We start from the raw sequence: 26,660 nt of genomic DNA on the forward strand, positions 1-26,660 counted from the left end.
TATTCTAAAGTTTAACCTTAAGTCCATTGACTTTGTCAGTCCCATGTTGAGTGTAAATGGGCATAATTGGCGGCAAAGCAATAATTAGGGGTATGGGAGAACGTCAAAAATGTTTAATTGCCTGAAGTCGCTATTTGGAAAAAAAGCAACGGGGATTCATGCCAAGGTTGAAATTTATACTTGGCGGACTTGTCCCTACTGCATTGCAGCGAAAATGTTGCTCTTTTTTAAAGGGGTACATTTCACGGAATACAAAATTGATGGGGATGAGATTGCCCGTAAAAAAATGGCAGAGCGGGCCAATGGCAAGCGTACTGTCCCCCAGATTTTCATCAATAACGCCCACATCGGCGGTTGTACAGATTTATTTGCCCTTGAACAAAAAGGCGAACTAAACGTATTACTACGCCAGTGATTACCCAAGCAGAATATCAACGCCATTATCACTGGATGCAAAAGGCGATCGCCCTCGCAAAAGTTGCCGGACAATCTGGAGAAATCCCCGTCGGTGCTGTGATTGTTGATGGCAAAAATCAATGCCTTGCCCAGAGTGGTAATTGCAAAGAAAAAACCCAAGATCCCACCGCCCACGCCGAAATTCTGGTGATCCGTGCCGCCAGCCAGATGCGCCAAGATTGGCATCTCCAGGACTGCACCCTCTATGTCACCCTCGAACCCTGTCCCATGTGTGCCGGAGCGATGATTCACAGCCGTCTTAAGCAAGTCGTTTATGGTGCTGATGATCCGAAAACAGGCGCTCTACGCAGTATGGCTAATTTTCCCGATGCTCCCTTTTCTAATCATTCTTTCCCAGTTCTTGGCGGGATCGCAGCAATGGAATGTCGGCAACTTCTCCAGAATTGGTTTCAACACAATTGCCGTCCCTGACGCATAATGGGAGGCAAGTATTCATGTTGTCATCTACGGTTTTTGAGTGCCCATGATCTTGACGGGACAATCCAGCAGCTCTACCACCACGGCCCCAACTCAACCATGCCCCACTGATTCTCGACCCTGGGGTACTTTTACGGTTCTCGATGAAGGGCCAGGCTACAAAATCAAACGCATCGAAGTAAAACCCGGTCATCGCCTCAGTCTCCAGATGCACCACCATCGTAGTGAACATTGGATTGTTGTATCTGGAACGGCCCACGTTGAATGTGGCGACAAAACTGAACTCCTGACCCCAAACCAATCCACCTACGTCCCGGCCTGTACCAAGCATCGCCTCCAAAATCCTGGCGTTGTGCCCTTGATCTTGATCGAAGTGCAAAATGGTGAGTACCTGGGTGAAGATGATATTATTCGCTTCCAGGATGACTATGCTCGCCAGTAGAGCTTGGTTACCATTGGCTTTTCCTTTTTTGAAATGATTCAAATCACTCCGAGCGCCGCCCAAGAAATTAAACGTATCCAGCGTAGTCGCCAAGCGACCGATAGTTATCTCCGGATCACTGTGCAGTCCGGCGGCTGTTTAGACTACATCTATCAATTTTCTCTAGATGCTGAACCCCAGAGCGGCGATCGCCAAGAAACGATCCGCAATATCAACATCTTGATTAATCACGATGATGCCGAGCAGCTCAAAGACCTCAGCATTGACTACTCCGAAGATTTAATGGGGGGAAGCTTTCGATTTAAAAATCCCCACACAATCAAAACCTGCAACTGTGGTCAGTCCTTTCAGAAAGAACCTTGACAGTAGCCGATCTTTGTCACTAAGATTGTAATTTGTCAATGTTAATGACCTACGTTAAACCATCCGCGTAGGGCAATTGTCCATGCCAACTATCCAACAGCTTATTCGTTCAGAGCGCTACAAGCTCAAGAAAAAGACTAAGTCCCCCGCTCTTAAGCAATGCCCCCAGCGTCGTGGCGTTTGCACCCGTGTGTATACCACCACTCCCAAGAAGCCGAACTCTGCGCTTCGGAAGGTGGCTCGTGTACGTTTGACCTCTGGTTTTGAAGTAACCGCTTACATTCCTGGCATCGGCCACAACCTCCAAGAACACTCCGTCGTCCTCATCCGGGGCGGTCGTGTGAAGGATTTACCTGGTGTCCGTTATCACATTGTCCGTGGTACCCTCGACGCGACTGGCGTTAAGGATCGGAAGCAAGGCCGCTCCAAATATGGTGCTAAGCGTCCTAAAGAGTAATCTATCCGGTTGAATGATTGGCAAGAGTTGCGATCGCCAATTTTTCCCAGAATCTAGATTCTCCATTGAATTTATTTAAGCTTGTTGCGAACCTCCCAAAGCTCACGACTACCGGTGGAGTGTTCCCTTTATATAAAATTGCTGCCCCTATTTTAAAAATCGCGCCTAGGCCACCTAGCGCAACCACCCTAAGAAAACCCTCTATCTGTAAAAGCATAGAAAAATATGTCTCGTCGCTCAGTTACTAAAAAGCGTGTTGTGCCGCCTGATGCCGTGTACAACAACCGTCTTCTCAGCATGACTATCCGCCGTGTGATGAAAAGCGGCAAAAAATCCTTGGCAGCACGGATTGTTTACGATGCCCTCGACATCATCAAAGAAAGAACTGGCAGCGATCCCATCGAAGTCTTTGAAACAGCAATCCGTAACCTGACTCCCCTCGTGGAAGTTAAGGCCCGTCGTGTTGGTGGCGCAACCTACCAGGTGCCCATGGAAGTCCGCCAAGGCCGGGGTACTGCTTTGGCCCTCCGTTGGTTAATCGGTTATGCTCGGCAACGCTCCGGTAAAAGCATGGCGATCAAGCTTGCCAACGAATTGATGGATGCAGCCAACGAAACGGGCGGCGCCATCAAGAAGCGGGAAGATACCCACCGGATGGCGGAAGCGAACAAGGCTTTTGCCCACTACCGCTACTAAAAATAATCTATGCCGGGGAAGATTTCAGTTTGTTTTTCACAACAAAAAATTCCCCGGTGCTAGACGAAACGAAACAGCAAGACTATAATAATGAGTCGCCATTGCTAAGAAGTATTAAGCAACTGTTTTCATCATCATTTTTCGGCGCGCACACTTTAAAGAGATTTTTTTTGATTGTGCGATCGCCTTTAGAAAATCAGTTTGCAGGAGGTCATCGTGCCACGTAGCATCGCCCTAGAACAAGTCCGTAACATTGGCATTGCCGCGCATATTGATGCAGGTAAAACCACGACAACTGAAAGAATTTTGTTCTACTCCGGAATTGTCCACAAGATCGGAGAGGTTCACGATGGCAACGCAGTGACCGACTGGATGGAACAAGAACGGGAGCGGGGTATTACCATTACCGCTGCCGCGATCAGCACGAGCTGGCGCAACCACAAAGTTAATATTATTGACACCCCTGGACACGTTGATTTCACGATTGAAGTAGAGCGCTCGATGCGGGTGCTCGATGGTGTAATCGCAGTTTTTTGTTCCGTTGGTGGTGTGCAACCCCAATCAGAAACCGTTTGGCGTCAGGCTGACCGGTACCGCGTGCCCCGGATTGCCTTCGTCAACAAGATGGACCGCACCGGCGCAAATTTCTTTAAAGTTTATGAGCAAATCCGCGATCGCCTCAAAGCCAATGCCATCGCGATTCAGATTCCCATTGGTACCGAAAGCGAATTTCAAGGCATTATTGACCTGGTGAAAATGCGGGCCCATATCTACAAAGATGATATTGGTCAGGATATTGAAATTACAGAGATTCCCGCAGCATTACAGGATAAAGCCGCTGAATATCGCACGATTATGATCGAGGCGATCGCCGAAAGTGACGAAAGCCTCCTGGAAAAATATCTAGAAGGAGAAGCCTTTACCGAAGCAGAAATCATGGCCGCACTCCGGCAAGGAACCATTGCCGGGACGATTGTTCCCTTGCTGTGTGGCTCTGCCTTTAAAAACAAAGGTGTACAACTCCTCCTTGATGCCGTTGTCGATTACCTGCCCTCCCCCCTAGATGTCCCCCCCATCCAAGGGGAACTCCCCGATGGCACCCTAGGCGATCGCCCAGCCGATGACGAAGCCCCCTTTGCTGCTTTGGCCTTTAAGATCGCCTCTGATCCCTACGGTAGACTCAGTTTTATCCGTGTCTACTCCGGTGTTATCGAAAAAGGCAGCTATGTCTACAACTCCACAAAAGACCAAAAAGAACGAATTTCTCGTCTAATTGTCCTCAAATCCAATGAACGGATTGAAGTTGACGAACTTCGTGCCGGCGATCTCGGTGCCGTCATCGGCATGCGTGACACAATGACTGGTGATACCCTCTGCGAGGCAAATGACCCGATCATCCTCGAATCCCTCTACATTCCAGAACCTGTCATTTCCGTCGCCGTCGAGCCGAAGACCAAACAAGATATGGAGAAGCTCTCTAAAGCGCTCCAAGCCCTATCCGATGAAGACCCGACCTTTCGTGTCAGTGTCGATCCGGAGACCAACCAAACAGTAATCGCAGGGATGGGAGAACTTCACCTCGAAATCCTTGTGGACCGCATGCTGCGAGAATTCAAAGTTGAGGCAGATGTCGGTCAACCCCAAGTCGCCTACCGGGAGACAATTCGCCAGAAAGCAGATGCCGAAGGTAAATTTATCCGTCAGAGTGGCGGCAAAGGCCAATACGGCCATGTTGTCATCCAGATTGAACCTGGAGATGAAGGCAGTGGCTTTGCGTTTGAATCAAAGATTGTTGGTGGTGCCATTCCGCGTGAATACATCCCGTCTGTAGAACAGGGGATGAAAGAAGCATGCGAATCTGGTATCATCGCAGGCTACCCGATGATTGATCTCAAAGCCACCCTGCTTGATGGCTCTTTCCACGACGTAGATTCCTCAGAGATGGCGTTTAAGATTGCCGGTTCTATCGCAATCCGTAATGCCGTTGACCAGGCCTCTCCCGTGGTGCTAGAACCTGTCATGCAGGTTGAGGTCGAAGTCCCTGAGGAATTCCTTGGTGACATCATGGGTGACCTCAATGCCCGTCGGGGCAACATCCAAGGTATGAATTCCGAAGAAGGCCTGGCCAAGGTTTCTGCAAAGGTTCCACTGGCAGAAATGTTTGGTTACGCTACCGATATCCGTTCAAAAACCCAAGGACGTGGTATCTTTTCGATGGAATTCAGCAACTACGATGAGGTGCCTCGCCATGTGGCTGAAGCCATCATCGCAAAAAACAAAGGGAACGCAAACTTTTAACGATTAAGGAATAACGAAACTCATGGCACGCGCTAAGTTTGAAAGAAACAAAGACCACGCCAATATTGGTACTGTTGGCCACGTTGACCACGGTAAAACAACGCTAACCGCAGCGATCACTATGGCCTTAGCGGCTCAAGGTGGCGGTAAAGCGAAAAGCTATGAAGATATCGACGCGGCTCCTGAAGAAAAAGCGCGTGGTATCACCATCAACACTGCCCACGTAGAGTACGAGACAGAAAATCGTCACTATGCTCACGTTGACTGCCCTGGTCACGCTGACTATGTGAAAAACATGATCACTGGTGCAGCACAAATGGATGGCGGTATCCTTGTGGTTTCTGCAGCCGATGGCCCGATGCCCCAGACCCGTGAACACATCCTCTTGGCCAAGCAGGTTGGTGTACCTAGCCTTGTTGTTTTCTTGAACAAAGAAGACCAAGTTGATGACGAAGAACTCCTTGAGTTGGTTGAACTTGAAGTTCGTGAATTGCTCAGTGAATATGACTTCCCTGGCGATGATATTCCGATCACCACTGGTTCTGCGCTCAAGGCTGTAGAAGCCCTCGTTGCTAACCCCAATATCAAGCGTGGCGAAGACAAGTGGGTTGACAAAATTTTGACCCTGATGGACAGCGTTGACGAATACATGCCCCTTCCTGAGCGGGATGTTGACAAGCCTTTCTTGATGGCTGTGGAAGACGTCTTCTCCATTACTGGTCGTGGTACCGTTGCCACCGGTCGGATCGAGCGTGGTCGCGTTAAAGTTGGCGAAACCATCGAAATCGTTGGAATCAGAGACACCCGCAGCACCACCGTTACTGGTGTTGAAATGTTCCAGAAGACCCTCGATGAAGGGATGGCTGGGGACAACGTTGGTGTACTCCTCCGTGGTGTACAAAAAGATGATATCGAGCGCGGCATGGTCCTTGCTAAGCCCGGTTCTATCACCCCCCACACCAACTTCGAAGCTGAGGTTTACGTTTTGACTAAAGAAGAAGGTGGTCGTCACACGCCTTTCTTCCCCAACTACCGTCCTCAGTTCTACGTCCGGACAACTGACGTAACTGGTACCATCTCTGCTTTCACCGCCGATGATGGCTCCAGCGCTGAAATGGTTATGCCTGGCGATCGCATCAAGATGACCGTAGAACTCATCAACCCCATTGCCATTGAGCAAGGGATGCGTTTTGCAATCCGTGAAGGTGGCCGCACTATCGGTGCTGGTACCGTTTCTAAGATCCTGAAGTAAGCCTAACGGCTGAATTCACTGGTGGGGAGCGGGTTTAAAGCATACGCCTACTCCCCATTCAGGCTCAAAACCTAGCTTGGTAAAATTACACAGCCGCTTTTTCGACGTGTGATTTGTAATCTATCCTGCACCTTGACAAATAAAAACAATGGCAACTCTGCAACAGCAAAAAATCCGGATTCGTTTGAAAGCATTTGACCGTCGCCTACTCGACACATCTTGCGAAAAAATTGTTGATACCGCTAACCGTACCAACGCAACGGCGATCGGCCCAATTCCTCTTCCCACGAAACGTAAAATTTATTGTGTGCTCCGCTCTCCCCACGTCGATAAAGATTCCCGGGAGCACTTCGAGACCCGGACTCACCGTCGCATTATTGACATTTACCAGCCCTCTTCCAAAACCATCGATGCTTTGATGAAGCTCGACCTACCGGCTGGGGTAGATATCGAAGTGAAACTCTAGGCTAAGGCCAGTATTTTCAACCTTAAAAAAGTCATCTTTGAATGATCTTCAATCTGGGTCTTTTCTGAATTTATTTCGGGGAAGACCCTTTCCGTTTCCCTTAGGTTTTGTATATCCGCTACAGTATAAACAGATCGTATTTGTCACCGCCCATGACCTCTTTTTCCGTTGCTGTCCGAGAACTACCGCTTTTCCCGTTACCGGAATTGGTGCTGTTTCCATCGCGGCCTTTACCGCTCCATGTGTTTGAGTTTCGGTACCGCATTATGATGAACACGATTTTGGAGCATGATCGGCGTTTTGGGGTATTAATGGTCAATCCTGTTGATGGCACGATCGCCAATGTGGGTTGTTGCGCAGAAATTGTCCACTGTGAAAAATTACCCGATGGCCGAATGAAAATGTTGACGATTGGCCAACAGCGATTTCGGGTTTTAGATTATGTCCGTGAAAAGCCCTACCGGGTCGGTTTGGTGGAATGGATCGAAGATGATCCCACGACAGGAAATTTATCTTCTTTGGCGGTGGATGCGAAACAGGTGTTGATGGATGTGGTGGGTTTATCCGCTAAGCTCGCCGGTCAAGATCTAGAACTACCGGAGGAATTGCCGGATCTGCCACGGGAATTGTCTTTTTGGATTGCGGGTAGTTTGTATGGCGTTGCAGAAGAGCAACAGGCCCTGTTGGAATTACAAGACACCCAGGAAAGATTGCGGCGGGAGGTGGAAATTTTGACTTCTACGAGAAATCATTTGGCGGCCAGAACGGCGTTGAAAGATGTGTTTGAATAACTGAGATTGTCCCTAGATAGTCATGGAAAAGTTGTATTAAAGCGATGGTGGACTGGTCACAGACGGATTTGGAAGGGGCGATCGCCAACTTTTCAGAGATTCAAACGGAAATCAATTACCAACACGCCCAGGATGTACTCCGCCAGGCATTGCAACATCTGGATCTCACCCAGACAGAACAACAGGGCCTAGAGGGGGAAATTGCCCAGCTTTCACAGATGCTGGATAAATTAGAACAAACCCGTCTGCAAATCGCGGCCTTTGGTTTGGTGGGACGCGGCAAATCCTCGGTCTTAAATGCGCTGTTAGGAAAAGAGGTTTTTCAGACCGGGGCACTCCATGGTGTCACGACGGATATTCAGCAGGTGCCTTGGACATTGCAGACAGAGGCGATCGCCAATAGCGAAATTCAACGGGCGACTTTTTTTCGGGAAGGCCAGGGACGTTTAGAGTTGATCGATACCCCAGGTATTGACGAAGTGAACGGCGAAACCCGCGAACAGCTCGCTAAACTGATTGCCAAGCAAATGGATTTATTGCTGTTTGTCATCGCTGGAGATATGTCACGGGTCGAGTTTGAAGCCTTGTCCCAACTCCGGGATGTGGGCAAGCCGATGATCTTGGTTTTTAACAAGGTAGATCAATACCCCAGCACTGACCGAGATTTGATTTACCAAACCATCTGCGATCGCCGGGTGAAAGAATTACTCTCCCCCGCAGAAATTGTCATGGTTTCGGCGGCTCCCCTTGTCACCAAAATCACTACCGATGCCACAGGACAACGCCACATCCTTCGGGAACGGGGCACCGCGAATGTAATTGATCTCAAGTTAAAAATTCTTGAAATCCTCGACCGGGAGGGAAAAGCCCTTTTAGCGCTCAATTCCATGCTCTTTGTGGATCGGCTCCATGGCCAACTGACCCAACGCAAACTTCTATTGCGCGCCCAGGCAGCGGATCGCCTCATTGAACGGGCGATGCTCACCAAAGCGGTTGCTGTGGCTTTAAATCCCGTGACAGTTGTGGATGTATTTAGTGGGGCGGTGGTAGATGTGGCCCTGATTATTCGTTTGGCCCAGTGGTATGGTTTGCCCTTAAACCAACGGGAGGCGATCGCCCTGCTCCAGAAAATTGTCTTGAGTATGGGCGGCATTAGCCTTGGGGAAGTGTTGGCAAATCTTGGCCTCAGCTCCCTAAAAACCGCCCTGGGGGTTAGTGCGCCACTTACGGGAGGATTATCGGTCATGCCTTATCTTTCTGTGGCAGTGACCCAGGGGGCGATCGCCGGACTCACGACCCAAATTATCGGCAAAAGCACCCAAACCTATTTAGCCAATGGTGGTTCCTGGGGGGACGCTGATCCGAAAGTCGTCGTTAAAAACATCATTGAATCTTTGGATCGAGACTCTATTTTGCACCGACTACGCCAGGAACTCACGGCCAAATTACAGCCCCAGTAGAGCATCCCAGAAAATCACCGCTACCATGATTGTATCGATACATAATTTTTTAGTAAAAAATGACGAGCCAACCTCTTCCCCACTATTACGCTGTCCAGGCTAGGGCAAGCAACACTAGCAACGTCACCCTCGAAAGTACTGGCCTGAACGCCATGGAGTCTGCTCCTCCTGTAGAATTCGGTGGGCCAGCAGGATATTGGTCGCCAGAAACTTTATTGGTAGCAGCGATCGCCGATTGTTTTATCCTCAGTTTTCGGGGGACAGCCAGGGCCTCTAATTTTGCTTGGGAATCTTTGCATTGTTCCGTGGCGGGCACCCTAGAAAAAGCGGATCGTTTGACCCAATTTACCCATTACCAAATTACCGCAACCCTCGTGATCCCCCCGGAGAGTGACCCCGCCAAGGGCGATCGCCTCCTCCATAAAGCAGAAGCCAATTGTTTGATTACGAATTCCCTTTCAGGCACCGTCTCCCTTGAGACCACCATTCAGGTGTGTTAAATATTGGCGATCGCCCCCAGGATTTCCTGGGAAATAAAAGGGAGAATGGCGCGATTTTTCGCATTGGCTTCCCCTTCTGTGAACACAACCAATAAATAAGGTTGCTGCCCCGGCACTTCGATGTAGGCCGCATCATGGCGGGCGCGGCTCGTCCAACCCGCCTTCGACCACAGTTGACTACCGTCTGGGAGCACTTCCCCCAAAAAGCCAGTTACTTGATTTTCCTCGTCAAATTCCTGCAGATCCGCCGGATCAAGGGAGCGGTTCAATAAATGAATCATGCTTTGGCACCGTTCACGGGAGACAGCAACGCCGCCCATAATGCTGTGAAATAACCGGGCGATCGCATTGGTGGTGAGCATATTCCGATTTTCATAGTTTGCCCCCAAAAACTGCCGCTCTCGACCGTAGGGGCCATTACTCCAAGGTTTTTGATTGACATTGATCGACGCGAGTTCCGCCCAACCGAGGGACTGATAATAGCGATTGATAATGTTGCGCTGGTGGCTCCAAGTTTGCAGGGGTTCTGGGGGGAGTTCCGGGCCGCTGGTGGTTCCGGTGAGACTATCGACAATGTAGCTCGTGGCGTCGTTGCTCGACTCAACAATCATGTCCTGGATTGCCCGTTCTAGCTCGGTGCTGTCCTGGAGCATTCGTCCCTCTAGCCATTCGTGGATCGCTACTAAATAAAAAAGTTTCACCACACTCGCCGGATAAAGGCGCACATCACCCCGATATTGAAACCCCCGGACTGGGTGCTCCCAAAAAGCTTCTGGGGAAAGGGCACCATCGGTATTGACCACCACTGGATTGTCATAGACCAACCACGTTAGGGCGATTTGTTCGGGACTCAGGCTGGGAAATTTGCGCCAGGTCGTCTGTAAAATTTGCTGTCCTAGTTCCGTGAGGCGATCGCAACTTTGATAGAACGGCACACCCTCTCTCCTTGCTTACATTAATGGTAAGATTCTGGCATATTTTCAGTGGGAGGCACGGTTATCGATGGCGGAACCCTGGCAAACGGTCTTAAATTTTTGGTTTGGCCGACCTGATGCGCCGGATTATGGTCAACTCCGCAAAGAATGGTTCCGCAAAAGCCAAGCATTTGACAATGCCGTTGCTGAAACCCTAGGGCCTTTATACGAACGGGCGATCGCCGCAGAATTTAGTACCTGGCGTGATGCCCCCGAATCTTGCTTGGCCTTAATTTTGCTTTTTGATCAAGTGCCCCGCAATCTCTTTCGTGGTGATCCCCAAGCCTTTGCCACAGATCCCCAGGCATTAGCCCTAGCGAAACAGGCGATCTCCCAGAAATTTGATCAAGATCTTTGGCCAATTCAACGAGTATTTCTCTACCTTCCTTTTGAGCACAGCGAAAATCTTGATGATCAATACCAATCTCTCGCCTTGTTTCGTCAACTGGAAAAAAATACTGCAATGGGCAGCGATTTTTTAGAATATGCCCAGCGCCACTTTGACGTTATTCAGCAATTTGGGCGTTTCCCCCACCGCAATCAAATTTTGGGCCGCACCAGCACCGAGGCCGAATTGGACTTCCTTGCCCAACCAGGTTCCTCCTTTTAACGGGTGCTAAAACGACTGCGCCATTTTTTTATTACAAACTTAGACCGAAACCATGGATCAATTTGCACTTTTTGACCAAGACCTCAGCCCCGAAATTTTAGAACGCTACCTCAAATCTGGGGCGATCGCCGTTGATACTGAAACCATGGGCCTCAATCCCCACCGCGATCGCCTTTGTCTGGTGCAACTTTGTGATGATGCTGGCTATGTTAGTGCGATTCGCATTGCCCAGGGCCAGACCGCCGCTCCCAACTTAAAAGCCCTAATGGAAGCTCCTGAAATCACAAAAGTTTTTCACTTTGCACGATTTGATCTTGCCCAACTACGCCATGTCTTTGGCATCGAAACTCGGCCTTTTTTTGCACTAAGATCGCCAGCAAATTGGGCCGTACCTACACTTCTAGCCATGGTCTCAAAGCATTGGTCAAAGAATTAATGGGCGTCGAACTAGACAAATCAGCCCAAAGCTCTGACTGGGGAAATGTGGCGGCCCTCAGCACGGAACAGCTTAAATACGCCTCAAACGATGTGCGCTATCTCATTCCGATGATGCACAAGTTGACGGCCATGCTCCAGCGCGAAAACCGTTGGCCCCTGATGGAAGAATGTCTCCGTTGTCTCCCCACCTTTATCAGTTTAGATCTTGCCTTTTATGACAATGTTTTCGAGCACTAAAAGCGTTCGTTAATTACTGGCTTCAGCGGTTACTTCTGCAGTTTTTTCGGGTTCAATGATCCGACGGATTTCTGAATAAAAAGCAGTCTGTAAAACGCCTGTTTTACCCGTGACGATGTTGGTTCTGAGGCGGAGATTTTCATTGCCAAACCATTGCCGTTCGATAATTTTCACTTCTCCCGCTTCTAGGGTGACGATCAAAATTTGATCTTCCCCAAGGCGATACCGACCCTGGGCAAAGGTACGCTCATCCAGGCTGAAGGCTTGCCCTTGGGTCGGCTGGTCGGGATTAATCACAAAGGCAAATAAAGAACTGCCAATCGCTTTCGGTTTGCCCCAATCTACGGAGGTGTCCCAACTGCTCTGGAAGACACGCCAATGTTCATTGGGAGCCTGGGCGATCGCCGCCGCAAAACGACTCACTTCAGGGTGATCGAGGGGCAGTAGCTCAAAGGCTAAGTTGGCTTTGCCATTATCAGGCTCTGGGTGATGGGCTTGATAAAATGTGCGCTGGGCGAACCAATTGCCCGCACTCTGATGGATAAAGGCGTTGATATCCATAAAAACAGTTACAACAGGATAAAAGTCAGAATTCGATCCATCATACCGGACTGCCCCAGGGCTGACAAAAGTCGGTTACTCCCAGTAAAAATCGTCATTGCGCACGGTTTGGGGAGTGCGATAGTTGTAAGGCTCGATGCTTAGGGCACTGCTGAGGATTAAATCCAGGTCACGGTCAGCATCAAAGGCGATTACTTCACCGCTGCTATTACCGCCAAGCAACCACCCCCCGAGGGCACCGAGGCCGCCACCCAGGAGAATTTCGCCGAAATCAATGCTGCGATCGCCTGTGAGCAAAGCAATAATCGCTGCCGCCCCAGCCCCGATCGCTGCCCCTTCTAGGAGATCACCGCCATCGGCACCTTGGTTAATATTTTCAACTCGATCATTGACCCGGGATTCAGCATAAATGCGCTGGGTGTCGTTATTATCAAAAATCAAGCGTTCAGCAATGAATTGGGAACCGCCCCGCACGGGTCGAATTTGTCCCTCAATTTCTGTGCCATAGGGAATTAAAATCTGGCCATTGCGATCCCGCAGGTTGGCGGCTACTTCCACGGTCAAATCAAGGGTTTCTTCAGAAGACACGAGAATGCGCTCGGCGTCAGGGTACATCACCGGAATACTCGTCCCCCGCGCAATGGTGATCGTTTGGCCGTAATATTGACCCTGGCGTTGAATGGTCGTGTTGCGGTTCGACTGGCGTGGGAAAAGTTGGGCCTGGGCTGGATTTAGTGCAGCAAAGGGGGCGATCGCCGTACTCAAGAGCAAGGCACTCAAACAAGTAATGGTGCCGGTTTTCCCAGGAGAGATTGAAGTAGTAGACATGGCAAATATCCCTTTACTGAATAATTAAACTGAAAAACTGATTTACATAGGTCAGTCTTTAAAGACGCGCGCTTGGGGTCGTTTGTTTCCAATGGCCAGAGCATCCCTCGTTATAATCATAGGCATTCCCTTGAGAAGGCCCAGAATTTTTGCATGTTTGGACAGTTTCAGCAGAGTAACATTCGCCTCGAAATCAACGCTTCTAGCCAGACCATCCGTGAGAGCCTAACCCAACCCCAACAACTCAAACAATGGCTCTGGTTGCAACGCTGGCCGGAGCTGCCCACCCAATTGACGACGGGAACGACCTTTACGACCCAGATTGGGGTTGTGCCCATTCACCACACCGTTGAGACGCTCCATGACCACGGCATTCGCTTCCTATTGCGCCAGGGGATTGATGGTTTCCATGGGTGGTCTTGGGATGATGGCTGGCTCCAGTCCCATTTAGAAGGCGTTTCTCTGTTACCGTTAAATTTGGGTCAGACAGTGACGCTGCTCAGTTTACGTCGTTTCATCGAAACCAAAGCAGCAAAATCGTAAACAAAATTTCTGTGTGAATCATTTATGGAAAGGGGATTATTGTGGCTGCCGCTATTGGCGCTATTTATCGGGCTAGCCTGGGCTGGTTGGGCCGAATACCAAAAAATTGAGGCCTATCAACGGTGGGCCGAAGGTTTTGATCAAGCAAAATATGATCTGTATTCGATTCTAGGTTACCGCAATGGTCAGATTACCTACGGTAAAGCGACCCGGCGAGGCATGGTGGATCTGCAAACGGTGGCGATCGCCTCGATCCAAAAAATTGCCCTACGCGTTGATCAACAAGTGATTGATCGCTTAGACGAACCAGAAAAATTACCCCGCCAGGGAAAAGCCTTTTTATTACTCGAAACCCAGGATCAAGAAACGATCGAAATTCCCTTTACCCAAATTGAATTAGCCGCCCAATGGGGCCTGTATCTCCGCAAATTTTTGGGGTTAGGGATCTAGAGATTGACCTTTCTGGGTACGCAACCGCACTGATTCCCCGTGGGAGGGGAGGCCTTCAGCTTCGGCCAGGGTTTGTACGGCACTGGCAACGTTTTGGAGTGCTTTCGCAGAATATTGAATAATGCTGGAGTGCTTCATAAAAGTTTCTACCCCCAGGGCCGAGGCATAACGGGCTGCCCCAGCCGTCGGTAGAGTATGGTTTGGCCCGGCGAGATAATCTCCCACCGCTTCCGGGGTTGAGTGGCCCAGGAAAATCGCGCCAGCATGGCGAATTAAGGGTAATAGTTCCCAGGGTTCTGCCACTTCCAGTTCGAGGTGTTCTGGGGCAAAAAGGTTAGAGAGTTCCGCTGCTTTCTCCAGGGAATCCACCACCACCACGAGGCCATAGTGGGCGATCGCCTTTTCGGTTAACTCTTGACGGGGGTGATTTTCTAACTGTTGGGCTACCGCTGCTTGTACCTGTTCGGCGAATTCTTGGTCGGGGGTAAGGAGGATCGCCGCCGCGAGGGGATCATGTTCTGCCTGGGCGAGCAAATCTGCGGCTACATGGGTCGGGTTCGCACTATTATCTGCAATCACTAGCACTTCCGAAGGCCCTGCCAAGGAATCGATCCCCACGCGACCGTAGACCATTTTTTTGGCAAGGGTGACGAAAATATTCCCCGGCCCAGTAATCACATCCACTGCCGGAATTGTTTCGGTACCGTAGGCGAGGGCGGCGATCGCCTGGGCCCCCCCAACGCGATAAATTTCTTCGATGCCTGCTTCCTGGGCCGCCACCAAAACCGCCGGATTAATTTTGAGATCTGGCCCTGGGGGCGTCACCATCACAATTTTTGGCACACCAGCCACCTTTGCTGGAATCGCATTCATCAGCACTGTACTCGGATAGGCCGCGCGGCCCCCTGGCACATACAAACCCGCCCGATCCACAGCCGTGTAACGTTTCCCTAAAACCACATCATTTTGGCCAAACTGCACCCAGGATTTAGGCACCCGTTGGCGGTGAAAGGCTTCGATTTGGCGACTGGCCAGTTGGATCGCCTCTAGCAGGGGACGGTCAATTTGTTGGTAGGCCGCATCTAGCTCGGCGGCAGAAACCCTTAATTTTTCGGGGGTGAGGGTTTGGCGATCAAATTTTGCCGTGAAATCAACCAACGCGCGATCGCCACTATTTTTCACCGCTGTGACAATCTCTTTCACCGCCGCCTCTTGGGTTAGAGCTACATCATGGGAGGTGCGGTTCGCAATACGTTGTAACTCAGAAGGGGCATCAGTCTGCTGATAGAGAATGCGCAGCATAGAAAATATCAATCACTCATTGCTTAAAATCTTGTCTCATTCTACTGAATTTTCCTAACCAATGGCAGCCATTCCGCGCTTATCCTCGGTTTTCGTGGTAGAATTTCACCTCTGAAATTAGAGACTTCCAACTCCTAACCTAAATTCTGCGGTGATTGATCTCAGTGGGGCAACTTTTGCTACAATGAGATTTTTGATCATCTATATTTATCTGTCCACCTAAATTAACCTAGACCACTGTGGCTAATATTAAATCTGCGATTAAGCGTATCCAAACTGCTGAACGTAATCGTCTCCGCAACAAATCCTATAAGTCTGCGGTCAAGACCCTCACCAAAAAGTGCCTCCAAGCGATTGAACAATATGCAGCGGCTCCCTCTGCAGATGCCCAGGCAGAAGCACAAAAATATCTCTCTGCAACCTACAGCAAAATTGATAAGGCTGTAAAACGGGGAGTTTACCATCACAATACGGCTGCTCGGAAAAAGGCACGGCTCGCAAAGGAATTTAAACAAGCAACTGGACAAGTGGCCGCCTAGGACGAGAGAGCGGTCGCGTTCTCTGGGGTTTTCCCTATTTGCTAATCATTTGAAGGAGCCGCTGTCACTTTTACCATGCAACTTGTTGACACCCATGTGCACATCAACTTCGATGTTTTCCAAGAAGATATCGAGGCGATCGCCAGTCGTTGGCGTGCCGCTGGTGTTGCCCACTTGGTCCATTCCTGCGTCGAACCCCAAGAGTTCACTGAAATTCAAGCCCTGGTTGATCGGTTTCCGGAGCTAAAATTTTCTGTCGGCCTGCATCCCCTCGATGCAGATAAGTGGACAGAGACCATGGCTGCAGAAATCAAGGCCTTGGCCCAGAGTGATTCGCGGATCGTTGCCCTTGGGGAAATGGGCCTAGACTTTTTTAAGGCGGAAAATCACCGTCACCAGGAAAAAGTACTCAGGGCGCAACTTGAGCTGGCGGCGGAACTCGATTTGCCGGTGATCATTCACTGTCGTGATGCAGCGGCAGAATTGTTAGCAATCCTCAAAGAGTTTCAGGCGAATGATCAACCCGTGCGCGGTGTAATGCATTGTTGGAGTGGCACCCCCGAAGAAACTCAATGGTTTCTTGACCTTGGTTTTTCGTTAGCTTTAGTGGTGTGGTGACTTTTAAAAATGCTGAACAGGTCAGGGATTCCGCTCGTCTAGTGCCCGATGATCGCCTTTTGATCGAAACAGATTGTCCTTTTCTTGCCCCTGTACCCAAACGGGGAAAGCGAAATGAACCAGCCTTTGTCCGCCATGTGGCAGAATACCTTGCTCAATTACGGGAAACTTCTTTGGAAACCCTTGCCCAACAAACGACAGCTAATGCCCGCCAGCTGTTTCGGCTGCATTTCTAAATATCTTTTTTATTTTGTCGGCATTCTCGTCACCTTAGGATTCAACCTAGGGGTCAGAGAAGGTCGCATTCTGCTGTAGGAGCTTTTGTCCCGGACTATCATTGAAGGGCCTTATTGTTTCTACACAAACTCTCTACCTAACCCAAGGCGATCGCCTGCCATTTGCTGCACCATTGCCTCCCAGTTATCCCGACCCAAGATAATACCTATGACTCATATCACCCAAAGCCTGCTTCCTGATCTAATTGATATTCAACGGTCAAGCTTTCGTTGGTTCCTTGAAAAAGGGTTAATTGAGGAGCTCAACAGTTTCTCGCCCATCACCGACTACACCGGCAAATTAGAGCTGCATTTCATTGGGGAAAAATATCGTCTCAAAGAACCCAAGTACAGCATGAGTGAGGCCAAGAGTCGGGATAGCACCTATGGCGTCCAGATGTATGTGCCCACCCGGCTCATCAACAAAGAAACTGGCGAAATCAAAGAACAGGAAGTCTTCATTGGGGATCTGCCTCTGATGACAGACCGTGGTACCTTCATCATCAATGGTGCAGAACGGGTAATCGTCAACCAAATTGTGCGATCGCCTGGGGTTTATTACAAATCCGAAGTCGATAAACATGGTCGTCGCACCTACTCCGCATCCCTCATTCCTAACCGTGGGGCATGGTTGAAATTTGAGACAGACAAAAACAACATTGTCTGGGTGCGGATTGATAAAACCCGTAAGCTTTCAGCCCAGGTACTCCTCAAGGCCATGGGTCTATCCGATAGCGAAATCCTTGACGCCTTGCGCCATGCTGACTTCTACCAAAAAACCCTCGAAAAAGAAGGCAATCCCAGCGAAGAAGAAGCACTCCTCGAACTCTATCGCAAGCTCCGCCCCGGTGAGCCTCCCACGGTCAGCGGTGGTCAGCAGCTATTAGAATCCCGTTTCTTCGACAACAAGCGCTACGACTTGGGTAAAGTCGGTCGTTACAAAATCAATAAAAAGTTACGGCTCAACATCCCCGATACCGTACGGGTACTTACCCCCACCGATATCCTCTCGGCGATTGATTATCTTATTAACCTAGAATTCGATACCGGAAACATTGACGACATCGATCACCTGGGCAACCGTCGTGTCCGGTCCGTGGGGGAACTCCTACAAAACCAAGTACGTGTTGGTCTAAACCGTCTCGAACGCATCATTCGTGAACGCATGACCGTCAGTGAAGCCGACACCCTAACACCAGCCTCCTTGGTTAACCCAAAACCCCTTGTTGCGGCGATTAAGGAATTTTTCGGCTCCTCCCAGCTTTCTCAGTTTATGGATCAAACCAATCCACTCGCTGAGTTGACCCACAAACGGCGTCTATCCGCCCTCGGCCCTGGTGGTTTAACCCGTGAACGGGCCGGCTTTGCTGTGCGAGACATTCACCCCACCCAGTATGGTCGGATTTGTCCCGTAGAAACCCCAGAAGGTCCCAACGCTGGTCTCATCGGTTCCCTAGCAACCTATGCCCGCGTTAATGAATATGGCTTTATCGAAACGCCCTATTACAAAGTCGAAAACGGCAAAATCCTCTTTGACCAAGGCTCTGTTTACCTCACGGCAGGCGAAGAAGACGATCTGCGGGTTGCCCCCGGCGATGTACCACGGGATGAAGACGGTAACATTCTCGGTGAAACAGTTCCCGTGCGTTATCGTCGGGAATTCTCGACTACCACTCCCGAACAAGTAGACTATGTGGCAGTTTCGCCCCTACAAATCGTCTCTGTTGCAACCTCACTGATTCCGTTCCTAGAGCACGATGACGCAAACCGTGCCCTGATGGGTTCTAACATGCAACGGCAGGCTGTTCCCCTCCTCAGACCAGAACGTCCCCTTGTTGGCACCGGTCTGGAGGCACAAGCAGCCCGTGACTCTGGGATGGTCATTGTGTCCCGGTGTGATGGTGTTGTTACCTTCGTTGACGCTACCGTAATCCGCGTGCAACCAACCGGTGAAGGCACCGAGGACGCCGCTGAAATTGTTTATCCTCTGCAAAAATATCAGCGTTCTAACCAAGATACTTGTCTTAATCAGCGTCCCCTTGTAGACATTGGTGAAGATGTTGTCGCTGGTCAGGTTCTCGCGGATGGCTCCGCAACTGAAGGTGGTGAAATTGCCCTCGGTCAAAATGTGACCATCGCCTATATGCCCTGGGAAGGCTACAACTACGAAGACGCAATCCTCATCAGTGAGCGCCTTGTCTATGACGATGTGTATACCAGTATCCACATTGAAAAATTCGAAATTGAAGCCCGTCAAACAAAGTTGGGGCCTGAAGAGATTACCCGTGAAATTCCCAACGTTGGGGAAGATGCCCTGCGTCACCTCGATGAACAAGGGATTATTCGCATTGGTGCTTGGGTAGAATCTGGTGACATTTTGGTTGGTAAAGTCACTCCGAAAGGGGAGTCCGATCAGCCACCGGAAGAGAAACTCCTACGGGCAATTTTCGGGGAGAAGGCACGGGATGTACGGGATAACTCCCTCCGGGTTCCCAACGGTGAAAAGGGACGTGTGGTTGATGTCCGTGTCTTTACCCGTGAGCAGGGCGATGAATTACCCCCGGGTGCCAATATGGTGGTTCGGGTCTACGTGGCTCAAAAACGAAAAATCCAAGTTGGGGATAAAATGGCAGGCCGCCACGGGAATAAGGGGATTATTTCCCGGATTCTCCCGATTGAGGATATGCCTTACTTACCCGATGGTTCCCCTGTCGACATTGTGCTCAATCCCCTAGGGGTTCCCTCCCGGATGAACGTAGGCCAAGTTTTTGAGTGTCTCCTAGGCTGGGCCGGCGAACATCTCAATGCTCGCTTTAAGATGATGCCTTTCGACGAAATGCACGGAGCTGAAGCATCACGGGAAACCGTACATGGCAAAATTCGCGAAGCAGCGAAAAAGCCAAACAAAGACTGGGTCTTTAATGAAGATGAACCTGGCAAAATCCAAGTCTACGATGGTCGGACTGGGGAATCCTTTGATCGAGCCGTGACTGTCGGTAAAGCGTACATGCTTAAGCTTGTTCACTTGGTTGACGATAAGATCCACGCGCGTTCTACGGGGCCGTACTCTCTGGTGACGCAGCAGCCCCTTGGTGGTAAAGCCCAGCAGGGTGGTCAGCGCTTCGGGGAAATGGAGGTTTGGGCTCTCGAAGCTTATGGAGCCGCCTATACTCTCCAAGAGTTACTCACGGTGAAATCCGATGATATGCAAGGACGTAACGAAGCCTTAAATGCGATCGTCAAAGGGAAGCCGATTCCTCGCCCAGGTACTCCCGAATCGTTCAAAGTTCTAATGCGAGAATTGCAATCCCTGGGTCTCGACATTGCTGTTCATAAAGTGGAAGCAGCCGATGATGGTACCAGTCGTGATGTGGAAGTAGATTTGATGATGGACAATCAACGTCGCGCTCCTAACCGGCCCACCTATGAGTCAGTCACCAATGAAGATCAAGAGGATTTAGTAGAAGAGGCAGCAGAGTAAGCATCCTTAAAAGTAGTGGGGCCAGCCAGCATTTTTCAAATGTGCCCCATCCTTTTTTAAGCTTGCATAGGCCAAATTTTATTCGTCGAGTCGTTTTTAAAGAGCAGTTACGGGCATGAAAAGTCAACAAGAGCAACATTTCGATTACGTCAAAATTGGTATTGCTTCTCCTGAACGGGTACGCCAGTGGGGAGAGCGGACTTTACCAAATGGTCAAACCGTCGGCGAGGTCACAAAACCAGAAACTATTAACTACCGGACGTTAAAACCGGAAATGGATGGTTTATTTTGTGAGCGGATTTTTGGCCCGGCCAAGGACTGGGAATGCCACTGTGGTAAATACAAGCGGGTTAGACACCGGGGAATTGTCTGTGAGCGTTGTGGCGTAGAGGTCACTGAATCTCGGGTGCGTCGTCATCGCATGGGGTACATCAAGCTCGCTGCGGCAGTTACCCACGTTTGGTATCTCAAGGGGATCCCCAGCTACCTCAGCATTTTGCTGGATATGGCACTGCGGGATGTGGAGCAGATTGTTTATTTCAATGCCTATGTCGTCCTCGATCCGGGTAATGCGACTAACCTCAGCTATAAGCAACTATTGACGGAAGATCAGTGGTTAGAAATTGAAGAGCAACTCTACAGCGAAGATTCTCAGTTAGAGGATGTGGAAGTTGGCATTGGGGCTGAAGCGATTGAGCGTTTGTTGCAAGAGCTTGAGTTAGAGGCGGTTGCTGAGGAACTACGGGAAGGTATTGCCAATTCTAAGGGGCAAAAACGGGCGAAGTTAATTAAACGTTTACGCGTTATTGATAACTTTATTGCGACTGGGGCACGTCCTGAATGGATGGTTTTAAACAGCATTCCTGTCATTCCACCGGATCTGCGCCCGATGGTGCAGCTGGATGGGGGACGTTTTGCCACCTCCGATTTGAATGATCTTTATCGTCGCGTTATCAATCGAAACAACCGTCTCGCTCGATTACAAGAAATTCTGGCGCCGGAAATTATCGTCCGCAACGAAAAACGGATGCTGCAAGAGGCGGTGGATGCGCTAATTGACAATGGTCGTCGTGGTCGGACAGTTGTCGGTGCAAATAACCGTCCCCTCAAGTCTTTATCGGACATTATTGAAGGGAAGCAAGGTCGTTTCCGGCAAAACCTCCTTGGAAAACGGGTTGACTATTCTGGTCGTTCTGTCATCGTGGTTGGGCCAAAGCTAAAAATTTATCAGTGTGGTCTGCCCCGTGAGATGGCCATTGAACTGTTCCAGCCTTTTGTAATTCAACGGCTGATTAAGAGCACTATTGTCAGCAATATTAAGGCGGCAAAGAAGCTGATTCAACGGGGGGATGAAAGTGTTTGGGATGTGCTCGCTGAAGTAATTACGGGTCACCCTGTACTACTCAACCGGGCACCAACGCTACACCGACTAGGGATTCAGGCTTTTGAACCGATTCTCGTGGAGGGTCGCGCGATTCAGTTGCACCCCTTGGTTTGTCCTGCGTTTAACGCTGACTTTGATGGCGACCAAATGGCGGTGCACGTGCCTTTGTCTTTGGAGGCACAAGCTGAGGCTCGTCTGTTGATGCTGGCTTGCCATAATATTCTTTCGCCCGCTACGGGTAAACCCATTGTGGCTCCTTCCCAGGATATGGTTTTAGGTTGTTATTATTTGACGGCGGAAAACCCAGGGGCACAGCGGGGTGCGGGACGCTACTTTAGCAGTATGGATGATGCGTTGCGGGCCTATGAGCAAGGGGATGTGGATTTGCATGCCTATGTATGGTTGCGCTACCTCGGTGATGTTGAGACTAATGAGGCGGATGATCGGGTGTTGGAATCTGAAACGTTAGAGGATGGTTCTATTTTGAAAATTTACCGTGAACGGAAGGTTCGGGAAACGGCAGAGGGTGAAATGATTAGTCAGTTTATCCGCACAACGCCGGGACGAATCATCTACAACAAGACGATCCAAGATGCCCTTGATTTAACCGAGCGGACGCTCCCAGAAGGACTACCTGTATAAGGTGACTGTAAGCGGAAAGAAAAGGGCGATCGCCTTTTGCTTTCTTTAAGTTTTTCTTCTTAAGTTATTAACACCAGAGATCACAAAAAACCATGACCAAGGAAAAACCCGCCGTTTTTTACAACCGCATCATCGATAAAGGACGTCTGAAGAAGCTGATGTCCTGGGCCTACACGAGTTTTGGTTCTGCCCACTGTGCCACCATGGCCGACGAACTGAAGACCCTTGGTTTTCGTTACGCAACCCAGGCTGGTGTCTCGATTAGTGTCGATGACCTCCAGGTACCGCCCATCAAGCGGCAGATGTTAGACAGCGCCGAACAGGAGATTAAGACTACAGAAGCTCGTTACTCCCGTGGTGAAATTACTGAGGTTGAGCGTTTCCAAAAGGTTATTGACACCTGGAACAGCACCTCTGAATCCCTTAAAGATGAAGTGGTCAAAAACTTCCGGGAAACCAATCCCCTCAACTCCGTTTACATGATGGCCTTTAGTGGTGCCCGGGGGAATCTCTCCCAGGTGCGTCAGTTGGTCGGGATGCGCGGCTTGATGGCAGATCCCCAAGGGGAAATCATTGACTTGCCGATTAAAACCAACTTCCGGGAAGGTTTAACGGTCACGGAATACATTATTTCTTCCTATGGTGCCCGCAAAGGTCTGGTAGATACCGCCCTCCGCACGGCAGATTCTGGTTATTTGACCCGACGTTTGGTGGATGTTTCCCAGGATGTGATTGTTCGCGAAGAAGACTGCGGCACCGCCCGGGGCCTGAAACTCCGTGCCATGACTGATGGTGAACGCGAACAAATTTCCCTCGAAGACCGCCTCTTTGGTCGGGTGCTCAATGCCGATGTGGTTGATCCCAAAACTGGGGAAGTCATTGCCCAACGAAATCAAGATATTGATGCTGATCTGGCAAAGAAAATTGCGACTACGGTGGCTGAGGTGGAAGTGCGATCGCCTTTAACCTGTGAAGCGGCCCGTTCCGTCTGTCGCAAGTGCTATGGTTGGAGCCTTGCCCACGGTCACATGGTCGATATGGGAGAGGCCGTCGGGATTATTGCGGCCCAATCCATTGGGGAGCCTGGCACCCAGTTAACCATGCGGACTTTCCACACCGGGGGGGTATTTACCAAGGAAGCCGCCCGGACGATCAAAGCCTCCAAAGCTGGCACGATTCAATTTAAAGATGGCCTCAGCACGCGGCGGATGCGGACGCCCCACGGGGATGAAGTAGAGCAGGTAGAAGTAGCCGGTACTCTGGTGTTGAAGCCCAGCGACAATGGCAAAATGGTAAGCCATGCGCTCTCACCAGGTTCCTTTGTCTTGGTGGCAGAAGGAGCTTCCGTCAAGAAAGGCGATCTGCTCGTTGAAGTTGGTGCGGGTCAGAAAACCCAAAAATCCACCGAGAGAGCGACCAAAGACGTTTCCTCCGATCTGGCTGGGGAAGTTCTCTTTGATAACCTCATTGCCGAAGAAAAAACGGATCGTCAAGGCAATACAACCCGCTCCGCCCAAAGAAGCGGTTTGATGTGGGTTTTAGCTGGGGATGTTTATAATCTGCCGGCTGGGGCTGAACCCGTCGTTGAAAACGGCACCCATGTCAATGTGGGCGATATCCTCGCTGAAACAAAATTAGTTTCCCTCTCCGGTGGTGTTGTACGACTCATTCCCAATAGTCGAGAGATTGAAATTGTCACCGCTTCGGTACTCCTAGATGAGGCGAAGGTACTCCACGAAACTGGGGGCGGCTCAGAACAATACATCATTGAAACCTCTAAAGGGGATCAGTTCCTCCTGAAAACAGCCCCCGGCACGAAGGTGCAAAACAACGCCAACATCGCTGAACTTATTGATGACCGCTACCGGACAACCACCGGAGGCATCATCAAATACTCTGGTGTAGAAGTGGCCAAGGGCACGAAAAAACAGGGCTACGAAGTGCTGAAAGGGGGCACACTCCTTTGGATCCCAGAGGAAACCCACGAGGTAAACAAGGATAGCTCCCTGCGTATCGTCGAAGATGGCCAGTACGTCGAAGCGGGCACAGAAGTCGTTAAGGACATCTTCTCCCAATCGGCTGGGGTCGCAGAGGTCATCGAAAAGAATGACATTCTCCGGGAAGTGATTATTAAGCCGGGTGAATTGCACCTGACCGAAGAGGCGATCGCCGATAAATATCACGAACAACTGATCCAGCCCGGTGAAGAGGTGATCCCTGGGGTGACCATCGACAAACTGAGCTACGGCGAAAAAGTGATCAGCACCGAAGGGGTCGCGCTCCTTGTCCGTCCCGTCGAGGAATTCCAAGTCGAGGATACCCCCGTTGAACCGTCCCAAGGTTCCATTAACGAACAGGGCGCAGGCCGGAATATCGAACTCCATGCTGTCCAGCGCTTATTCTTTAAAGATGGCGAACGGGTGAAATCCGTTGATGGTGTTTCTCTCCTGAGCACCCAATTGATTATCGAAATTGGTGCCATTGAAGGGGAAGATGAAGATGTCCTCGCGAACCTCTATGCGGACATTGAACTTCAAGATGATCCCACCGATGACGAAGTAAAACGTCTCCAGTTAGTGATTCTTGAGTCCTTGATTCTCCGCCGTGATTCCGATAGTGATCCCTTTGGCGGCCAAGTTCAAACTCGACTCATGGTCGAAGATGGTCAAGAAATTGCCCCTGGCGCAGTGGTAGCCCGCACGGAAATCCAATGTAAAGAACCCGGTGAGGTTCGGGGGATTCGTTCCGGTCAAGAAGCGATCCGCCGTTTGTTGATTGTGCGTGATAGCGATCGCCAAACCCTCACCATCGACGGCAAAGCCAAGGTGAAAGAAAATACCCTGGTGGTTGCTGGCACCGAAATTGCCGAAGGCGTTGTGATCGAAGATTCAGCCCAAGTCCTCAAAGTCAGCGACAAAGAAATTGTCCTCCGTCACGCCCGGCCCTACCGGGTGTCTGGTGGTGCAGTCCTGCACATCGACGAAGGTGATCTCGTCCAACGGGGTGACAATCTTGTTCTACTCGTCTTTGAGCGGGCAAAAACTGGGGACATCATCCAGGGTCTCCCCCGGATCGAAGAACTCCTCGAAGCCCGGAAACCCAAGGAAGCAGCAGTGCTCGCCCGTCGCCCTGGCACCTGCCAAGTCGAATACCTTGATGACGAAACCGTGGATGTCAAAGTCATCGAAGATGACGGTGTCATTAGCGAGTATCCGGTTAGCCTCAACCAAAGTGTGATGGTGGTCGATGGTCAACGGGTTGGCCCAGCAGAACCCCTCACTGACGGCTTGAATAATCCCCACGAAATCCTGGAAATTTTCTTTGATTACTACGCTGAGAGTAAGGGGATATACGAAGCGGCTTTGATTGGTCTCCGGGAATCTCAACGGTTCTTGGTAGAAGAAGTGCAGCGGGTTTACCAGTCCCAGGGCATTGACATTTCTGACAAACACATCGAGGTGATCGTGCGTCAGATGACGGCAAAGGTTCGCATCGATGACGGTGGCGATACCACAATGTTGCCAGGGGAGTTAATTGAACTACGTCAAGTAGAACAAGTTAACGAAGCCATGTCCATTACTGGTGGTGCACCAGCCCGTTACACTCCAGTGCTCCTAGGGATTACCAAAGCGTCCTTGAACACCGATAGCTTTATTTCTGCGGCTTCCTTCCAAGAGACCACACGGGTACTCACCGAAGCGGCCATTGAAGGAAAATCTGACTGGTTACGGGGCCTCAAGGAAAACGTGATTATCGGTCGCTTGATTCCGGCCGGAACGGGGTTTGCGAGTCAAAATGATTTCGTAGACGAAGGCACTTCACGGTCTCCCAATGGCTACAGTAATGTTGTGACCAATGACAATGGTGCTGGGTTATCGAGTCGCACTTACGATGATCTCGATGGCAGCGAAATTCTCGATGATCAAACAGCGCGGGCCTTTACGGAAGGAAAATCAAACCGTAAGGATATTATCTCTGGCGATGAATTGATTTCTGATGATACGCCGATCCCGTCGGATGTCCAGGGAAAAGCACCTGTGATTGATGATGATGCGATGATTGATGATAATTGGATGAAGGATCAATAATGGCAATCTAATCGCCAAAATTCATCAAACAATGTGGGTTAGTCTTCGGGCTGGCCCATTTTTTTATGTGG

At 50.2% G+C, this 26,660-nt stretch carries 23 protein-coding genes and 2 pseudogenes; 21 read left to right on the plus strand and 4 right to left on the minus strand.

Annotated elements, in window-relative coordinates; translation table 11 throughout:
• The first annotated feature begins 109 nt into the window (after positions 1 to 109).
• The 12 genes from grxC to AACR41_RS10925 all read left to right on the plus strand — a co-directional run bounded on the left by grxC (position 110) and on the right by AACR41_RS10925 (position 9,619).
• Complete coding sequence (gene grxC / locus AACR41_RS10870; RefSeq protein ID WP_030006673.1) at positions 110 to 415, plus strand: glutaredoxin 3; 306 nt, start codon at positions 110 to 112, stop codon at positions 413 to 415.
• Positions 412 to 888 (plus strand): tRNA adenosine(34) deaminase TadA, encoded by a 477-nt coding sequence (gene tadA / locus AACR41_RS10875; RefSeq protein WP_030006674.1) that lies wholly within the window; start codon positions 412 to 414, stop codon positions 886 to 888. The genes grxC and tadA overlap by 4 nt, the downstream gene beginning before the upstream one ends.
• 52 nt (positions 889 to 940) lie before the next feature.
• Positions 941 to 1,336, plus strand: coding sequence for a phosphomannose isomerase type II C-terminal cupin domain (locus AACR41_RS10880; RefSeq protein ID WP_030006675.1), 396 nt, complete (start codon positions 941 to 943; stop codon positions 1,334 to 1,336).
• Positions 1,337 to 1,369: 33 nt separating this feature from the next.
• Positions 1,370 to 1,699: a HesB/IscA family protein gene (locus AACR41_RS10885; RefSeq protein ID WP_030006676.1), complete on the plus strand. Its 330-nt coding sequence runs from the start codon at positions 1,370 to 1,372 to the stop codon at positions 1,697 to 1,699.
• A gap of 82 nt (positions 1,700 to 1,781) precedes the next feature.
• Positions 1,782 to 2,156: a 30S ribosomal protein S12 gene (gene rpsL / locus AACR41_RS10890; protein ID WP_012307672.1), complete on the plus strand. Its 375-nt coding sequence runs from the start codon at positions 1,782 to 1,784 to the stop codon at positions 2,154 to 2,156.
• 225 nt (positions 2,157 to 2,381) lie between these two features.
• The gene (rpsG, locus tag AACR41_RS10895; protein ID WP_012307671.1) at positions 2,382 to 2,852 is read left to right on the plus strand and encodes a 30S ribosomal protein S7; all 471 of its coding nucleotides are present in this window, start codon (positions 2,382 to 2,384) and stop codon (positions 2,850 to 2,852) included.
• 216 nt (positions 2,853 to 3,068) lie between these two features.
• On the plus strand, positions 3,069 to 5,150 hold the full coding sequence (gene fusA / locus AACR41_RS10900) for an elongation factor G (protein WP_012307670.1): 2,082 nt from the start codon (positions 3,069 to 3,071) through the stop codon (positions 5,148 to 5,150).
• A 22-nt stretch (positions 5,151 to 5,172) separates the two neighbouring features.
• The gene (gene tuf / locus AACR41_RS10905) at positions 5,173 to 6,402 is read left to right on the plus strand and encodes an elongation factor Tu (protein ID WP_030006678.1); all 1,230 of its coding nucleotides are present in this window, start codon (positions 5,173 to 5,175) and stop codon (positions 6,400 to 6,402) included.
• A 148-nt stretch (positions 6,403 to 6,550) separates the two neighbouring features.
• Entirely contained in the window at positions 6,551 to 6,868 is a 318-nt protein-coding gene (gene rpsJ / locus AACR41_RS10910; RefSeq protein WP_002800099.1) for a 30S ribosomal protein S10, read from the plus strand.
• Positions 6,869 to 7,020: 152 nt separating this feature from the next.
• On the plus strand, positions 7,021 to 7,659 hold the full coding sequence (locus tag AACR41_RS10915; RefSeq protein WP_012307668.1) for an LON peptidase substrate-binding domain-containing protein: 639 nt from the start codon (positions 7,021 to 7,023) through the stop codon (positions 7,657 to 7,659).
• 44 nt (positions 7,660 to 7,703) lie between these two features.
• Positions 7,704 to 9,119, plus strand: a complete 1,416-nt coding sequence (locus AACR41_RS10920) for a GTP-binding protein (RefSeq protein WP_030006679.1) — start codon at positions 7,704 to 7,706, stop codon at positions 9,117 to 9,119.
• 59 nt (positions 9,120 to 9,178) lie between these two features.
• Positions 9,179 to 9,619: an OsmC family protein gene (locus AACR41_RS10925; RefSeq protein ID WP_030006680.1), complete on the plus strand. Its 441-nt coding sequence runs from the start codon at positions 9,179 to 9,181 to the stop codon at positions 9,617 to 9,619.
• On the opposite strand, the gene AACR41_RS10930 is transcribed toward AACR41_RS10925, so the two are convergent.
• Positions 9,616 to 10,554 (minus strand): serine hydrolase, encoded by a 939-nt coding sequence (locus tag AACR41_RS10930; RefSeq protein WP_030006681.1) that lies wholly within the window; start codon positions 10,552 to 10,554, stop codon positions 9,616 to 9,618. The genes AACR41_RS10925 and AACR41_RS10930 overlap by 4 nt on opposite strands.
• A 67-nt stretch (positions 10,555 to 10,621) precedes the next feature.
• Here AACR41_RS10930 and AACR41_RS10935 point away from each other — a divergent pair, with 67 nt between their 5' ends.
• Together AACR41_RS10935 and AACR41_RS10940 are read left to right on the plus strand one after the other, a co-directional pair.
• Entirely contained in the window at positions 10,622 to 11,203 is a 582-nt protein-coding gene (locus AACR41_RS10935) for a DUF924 family protein (RefSeq protein ID WP_030006682.1), read from the plus strand.
• A gap of 52 nt (positions 11,204 to 11,255) precedes the next feature.
• Positions 11,256 to 11,878: pseudogene (locus AACR41_RS10940) on the plus strand (ribonuclease D).
• A gap of 9 nt (positions 11,879 to 11,887) precedes the next feature.
• On the opposite strand, the gene AACR41_RS10945 reads toward AACR41_RS10940, so the two are convergent.
• Together AACR41_RS10945 and AACR41_RS10950 are read right to left on the minus strand one after the other, a co-directional pair.
• Positions 11,888 to 12,439, minus strand: coding sequence for a phycobiliprotein lyase (locus tag AACR41_RS10945; RefSeq protein WP_030006683.1), 552 nt, complete (start codon positions 12,437 to 12,439; stop codon positions 11,888 to 11,890).
• A gap of 75 nt (positions 12,440 to 12,514) precedes the next feature.
• Positions 12,515 to 13,267, minus strand: coding sequence for a hypothetical protein (locus tag AACR41_RS10950; protein ID WP_030006684.1), 753 nt, complete (start codon positions 13,265 to 13,267; stop codon positions 12,515 to 12,517).
• Between the two features lie 153 nt (positions 13,268 to 13,420).
• Between AACR41_RS10950 and AACR41_RS10955 the strand changes: the two genes are divergently transcribed.
• Both AACR41_RS10955 and AACR41_RS10960 read left to right on the plus strand, forming a co-directional pair.
• Entirely contained in the window at positions 13,421 to 13,810 is a 390-nt protein-coding gene (locus AACR41_RS10955; protein WP_030006685.1) for a hypothetical protein, read from the plus strand.
• 24 nt (positions 13,811 to 13,834) lie between these two features.
• The gene (locus AACR41_RS10960; protein ID WP_030006686.1) at positions 13,835 to 14,260 is read left to right on the plus strand and encodes a hypothetical protein; all 426 of its coding nucleotides are present in this window, start codon (positions 13,835 to 13,837) and stop codon (positions 14,258 to 14,260) included.
• On the opposite strand, the gene hisD is transcribed toward AACR41_RS10960, so the two are convergent.
• Complete coding sequence (gene hisD, locus AACR41_RS10965; RefSeq protein ID WP_030006687.1) at positions 14,249 to 15,562, minus strand: histidinol dehydrogenase; 1,314 nt, start codon at positions 15,560 to 15,562, stop codon at positions 14,249 to 14,251. The two genes, AACR41_RS10960 and hisD, sit on opposite strands and share 12 nt — an antisense overlap.
• Positions 15,563 to 15,801: 239 nt before the next feature.
• On the opposite strand from hisD, the gene rpsT reads away from it, so the two are divergent.
• The 5 genes and pseudogenes from rpsT to AACR41_RS10990 all read left to right on the plus strand — a co-directional run bounded on the left by rpsT (position 15,802) and on the right by AACR41_RS10990 (position 26,589).
• Positions 15,802 to 16,101 (plus strand): 30S ribosomal protein S20, encoded by a 300-nt coding sequence (rpsT, locus tag AACR41_RS10970; RefSeq protein WP_012307657.1) that lies wholly within the window; start codon positions 15,802 to 15,804, stop codon positions 16,099 to 16,101.
• Between the two features lie 75 nt (positions 16,102 to 16,176).
• A pseudogene (locus AACR41_RS10975) lies at positions 16,177 to 16,955 on the plus strand (TatD family hydrolase).
• A 208-nt stretch (positions 16,956 to 17,163) separates the two neighbouring features.
• A complete protein-coding gene (gene rpoB, locus AACR41_RS10980) occupies positions 17,164 to 20,475 on the plus strand; it encodes a DNA-directed RNA polymerase subunit beta (RefSeq protein ID WP_012307654.1) in 3,312 nt (1,103 codons plus the stop codon).
• A gap of 115 nt (positions 20,476 to 20,590) precedes the next feature.
• Positions 20,591 to 22,501 carry a DNA-directed RNA polymerase subunit gamma gene (locus AACR41_RS10985; protein ID WP_012307653.1) on the plus strand — a complete coding sequence of 637 codons (1,911 nt, stop codon included), beginning with the start codon at positions 20,591 to 20,593 and terminating at the stop codon, positions 22,499 to 22,501.
• 92 nt (positions 22,502 to 22,593) lie between these two features.
• Positions 22,594 to 26,589 carry a DNA-directed RNA polymerase subunit beta' gene (locus AACR41_RS10990; RefSeq protein ID WP_030006688.1) on the plus strand — a complete coding sequence of 1,332 codons (3,996 nt, stop codon included), beginning with the start codon at positions 22,594 to 22,596 and terminating at the stop codon, positions 26,587 to 26,589.
• Positions 26,590 to 26,660: the final 71 nt, after the last annotated feature.

The sequence above is a fragment of the Picosynechococcus sp. NKBG042902 genome, assembly GCF_963864045.1.
In the GTDB taxonomy this organism is placed as follows: domain Bacteria; phylum Cyanobacteriota; class Cyanobacteriia; order Cyanobacteriales; family MRBY01; genus MRBY01.

Bases quoted from the DNA above. Each gene is read 5' to 3' on its own strand.
- grxC (WP_030006673.1), top strand. From the start codon at position 110: ATGTTTAATTGCCTGAAGTCGCTATTTGGAAAAAAAGCAACGGGGATT.
- AACR41_RS10880 (WP_030006675.1), top strand. From the start codon at position 941: ATGATCTTGACGGGACAATCCAGCAGCTCTACCACCACGGCCCCAACT.
- AACR41_RS10885 (WP_030006676.1), top strand. From the start codon at position 1,370: ATGATTCAAATCACTCCGAGCGCCGCCCAAGAAATTAAACGTATCCAG.
- rpsL (WP_012307672.1), top strand. From the start codon at position 1,782: ATGCCAACTATCCAACAGCTTATTCGTTCAGAGCGCTACAAGCTCAAG.
- rpsG (WP_012307671.1), top strand. From the start codon at position 2,382: ATGTCTCGTCGCTCAGTTACTAAAAAGCGTGTTGTGCCGCCTGATGCC.
- tuf (WP_030006678.1), top strand. From the start codon at position 5,173: ATGGCACGCGCTAAGTTTGAAAGAAACAAAGACCACGCCAATATTGGT.
- rpsJ (WP_002800099.1), top strand. From the start codon at position 6,551: ATGGCAACTCTGCAACAGCAAAAAATCCGGATTCGTTTGAAAGCATTT.
- AACR41_RS10915 (WP_012307668.1), top strand. From the start codon at position 7,021: ATGACCTCTTTTTCCGTTGCTGTCCGAGAACTACCGCTTTTCCCGTTA.
- AACR41_RS10920 (WP_030006679.1), top strand. From the start codon at position 7,704: ATGGTGGACTGGTCACAGACGGATTTGGAAGGGGCGATCGCCAACTTT.
- AACR41_RS10925 (WP_030006680.1), top strand. From the start codon at position 9,179: ATGACGAGCCAACCTCTTCCCCACTATTACGCTGTCCAGGCTAGGGCA.
- AACR41_RS10935 (WP_030006682.1), top strand. From the start codon at position 10,622: ATGGCGGAACCCTGGCAAACGGTCTTAAATTTTTGGTTTGGCCGACCT.
- AACR41_RS10945 (WP_030006683.1), bottom strand. From the start codon at position 12,439: ATGGATATCAACGCCTTTATCCATCAGAGTGCGGGCAATTGGTTCGCC.
- AACR41_RS10950 (WP_030006684.1), bottom strand. From the start codon at position 13,267: ATGTCTACTACTTCAATCTCTCCTGGGAAAACCGGCACCATTACTTGT.
- AACR41_RS10955 (WP_030006685.1), top strand. From the start codon at position 13,421: ATGTTTGGACAGTTTCAGCAGAGTAACATTCGCCTCGAAATCAACGCT.
- AACR41_RS10960 (WP_030006686.1), top strand. From the start codon at position 13,835: ATGGAAAGGGGATTATTGTGGCTGCCGCTATTGGCGCTATTTATCGGG.
- hisD (WP_030006687.1), bottom strand. From the start codon at position 15,562: ATGCTGCGCATTCTCTATCAGCAGACTGATGCCCCTTCTGAGTTACAA.
- rpoB (WP_012307654.1), top strand. From the start codon at position 17,164: ATGACTCATATCACCCAAAGCCTGCTTCCTGATCTAATTGATATTCAA.
- AACR41_RS10985 (WP_012307653.1), top strand. From the start codon at position 20,591: ATGAAAAGTCAACAAGAGCAACATTTCGATTACGTCAAAATTGGTATT.
- AACR41_RS10990 (WP_030006688.1), top strand. From the start codon at position 22,594: ATGACCAAGGAAAAACCCGCCGTTTTTTACAACCGCATCATCGATAAA.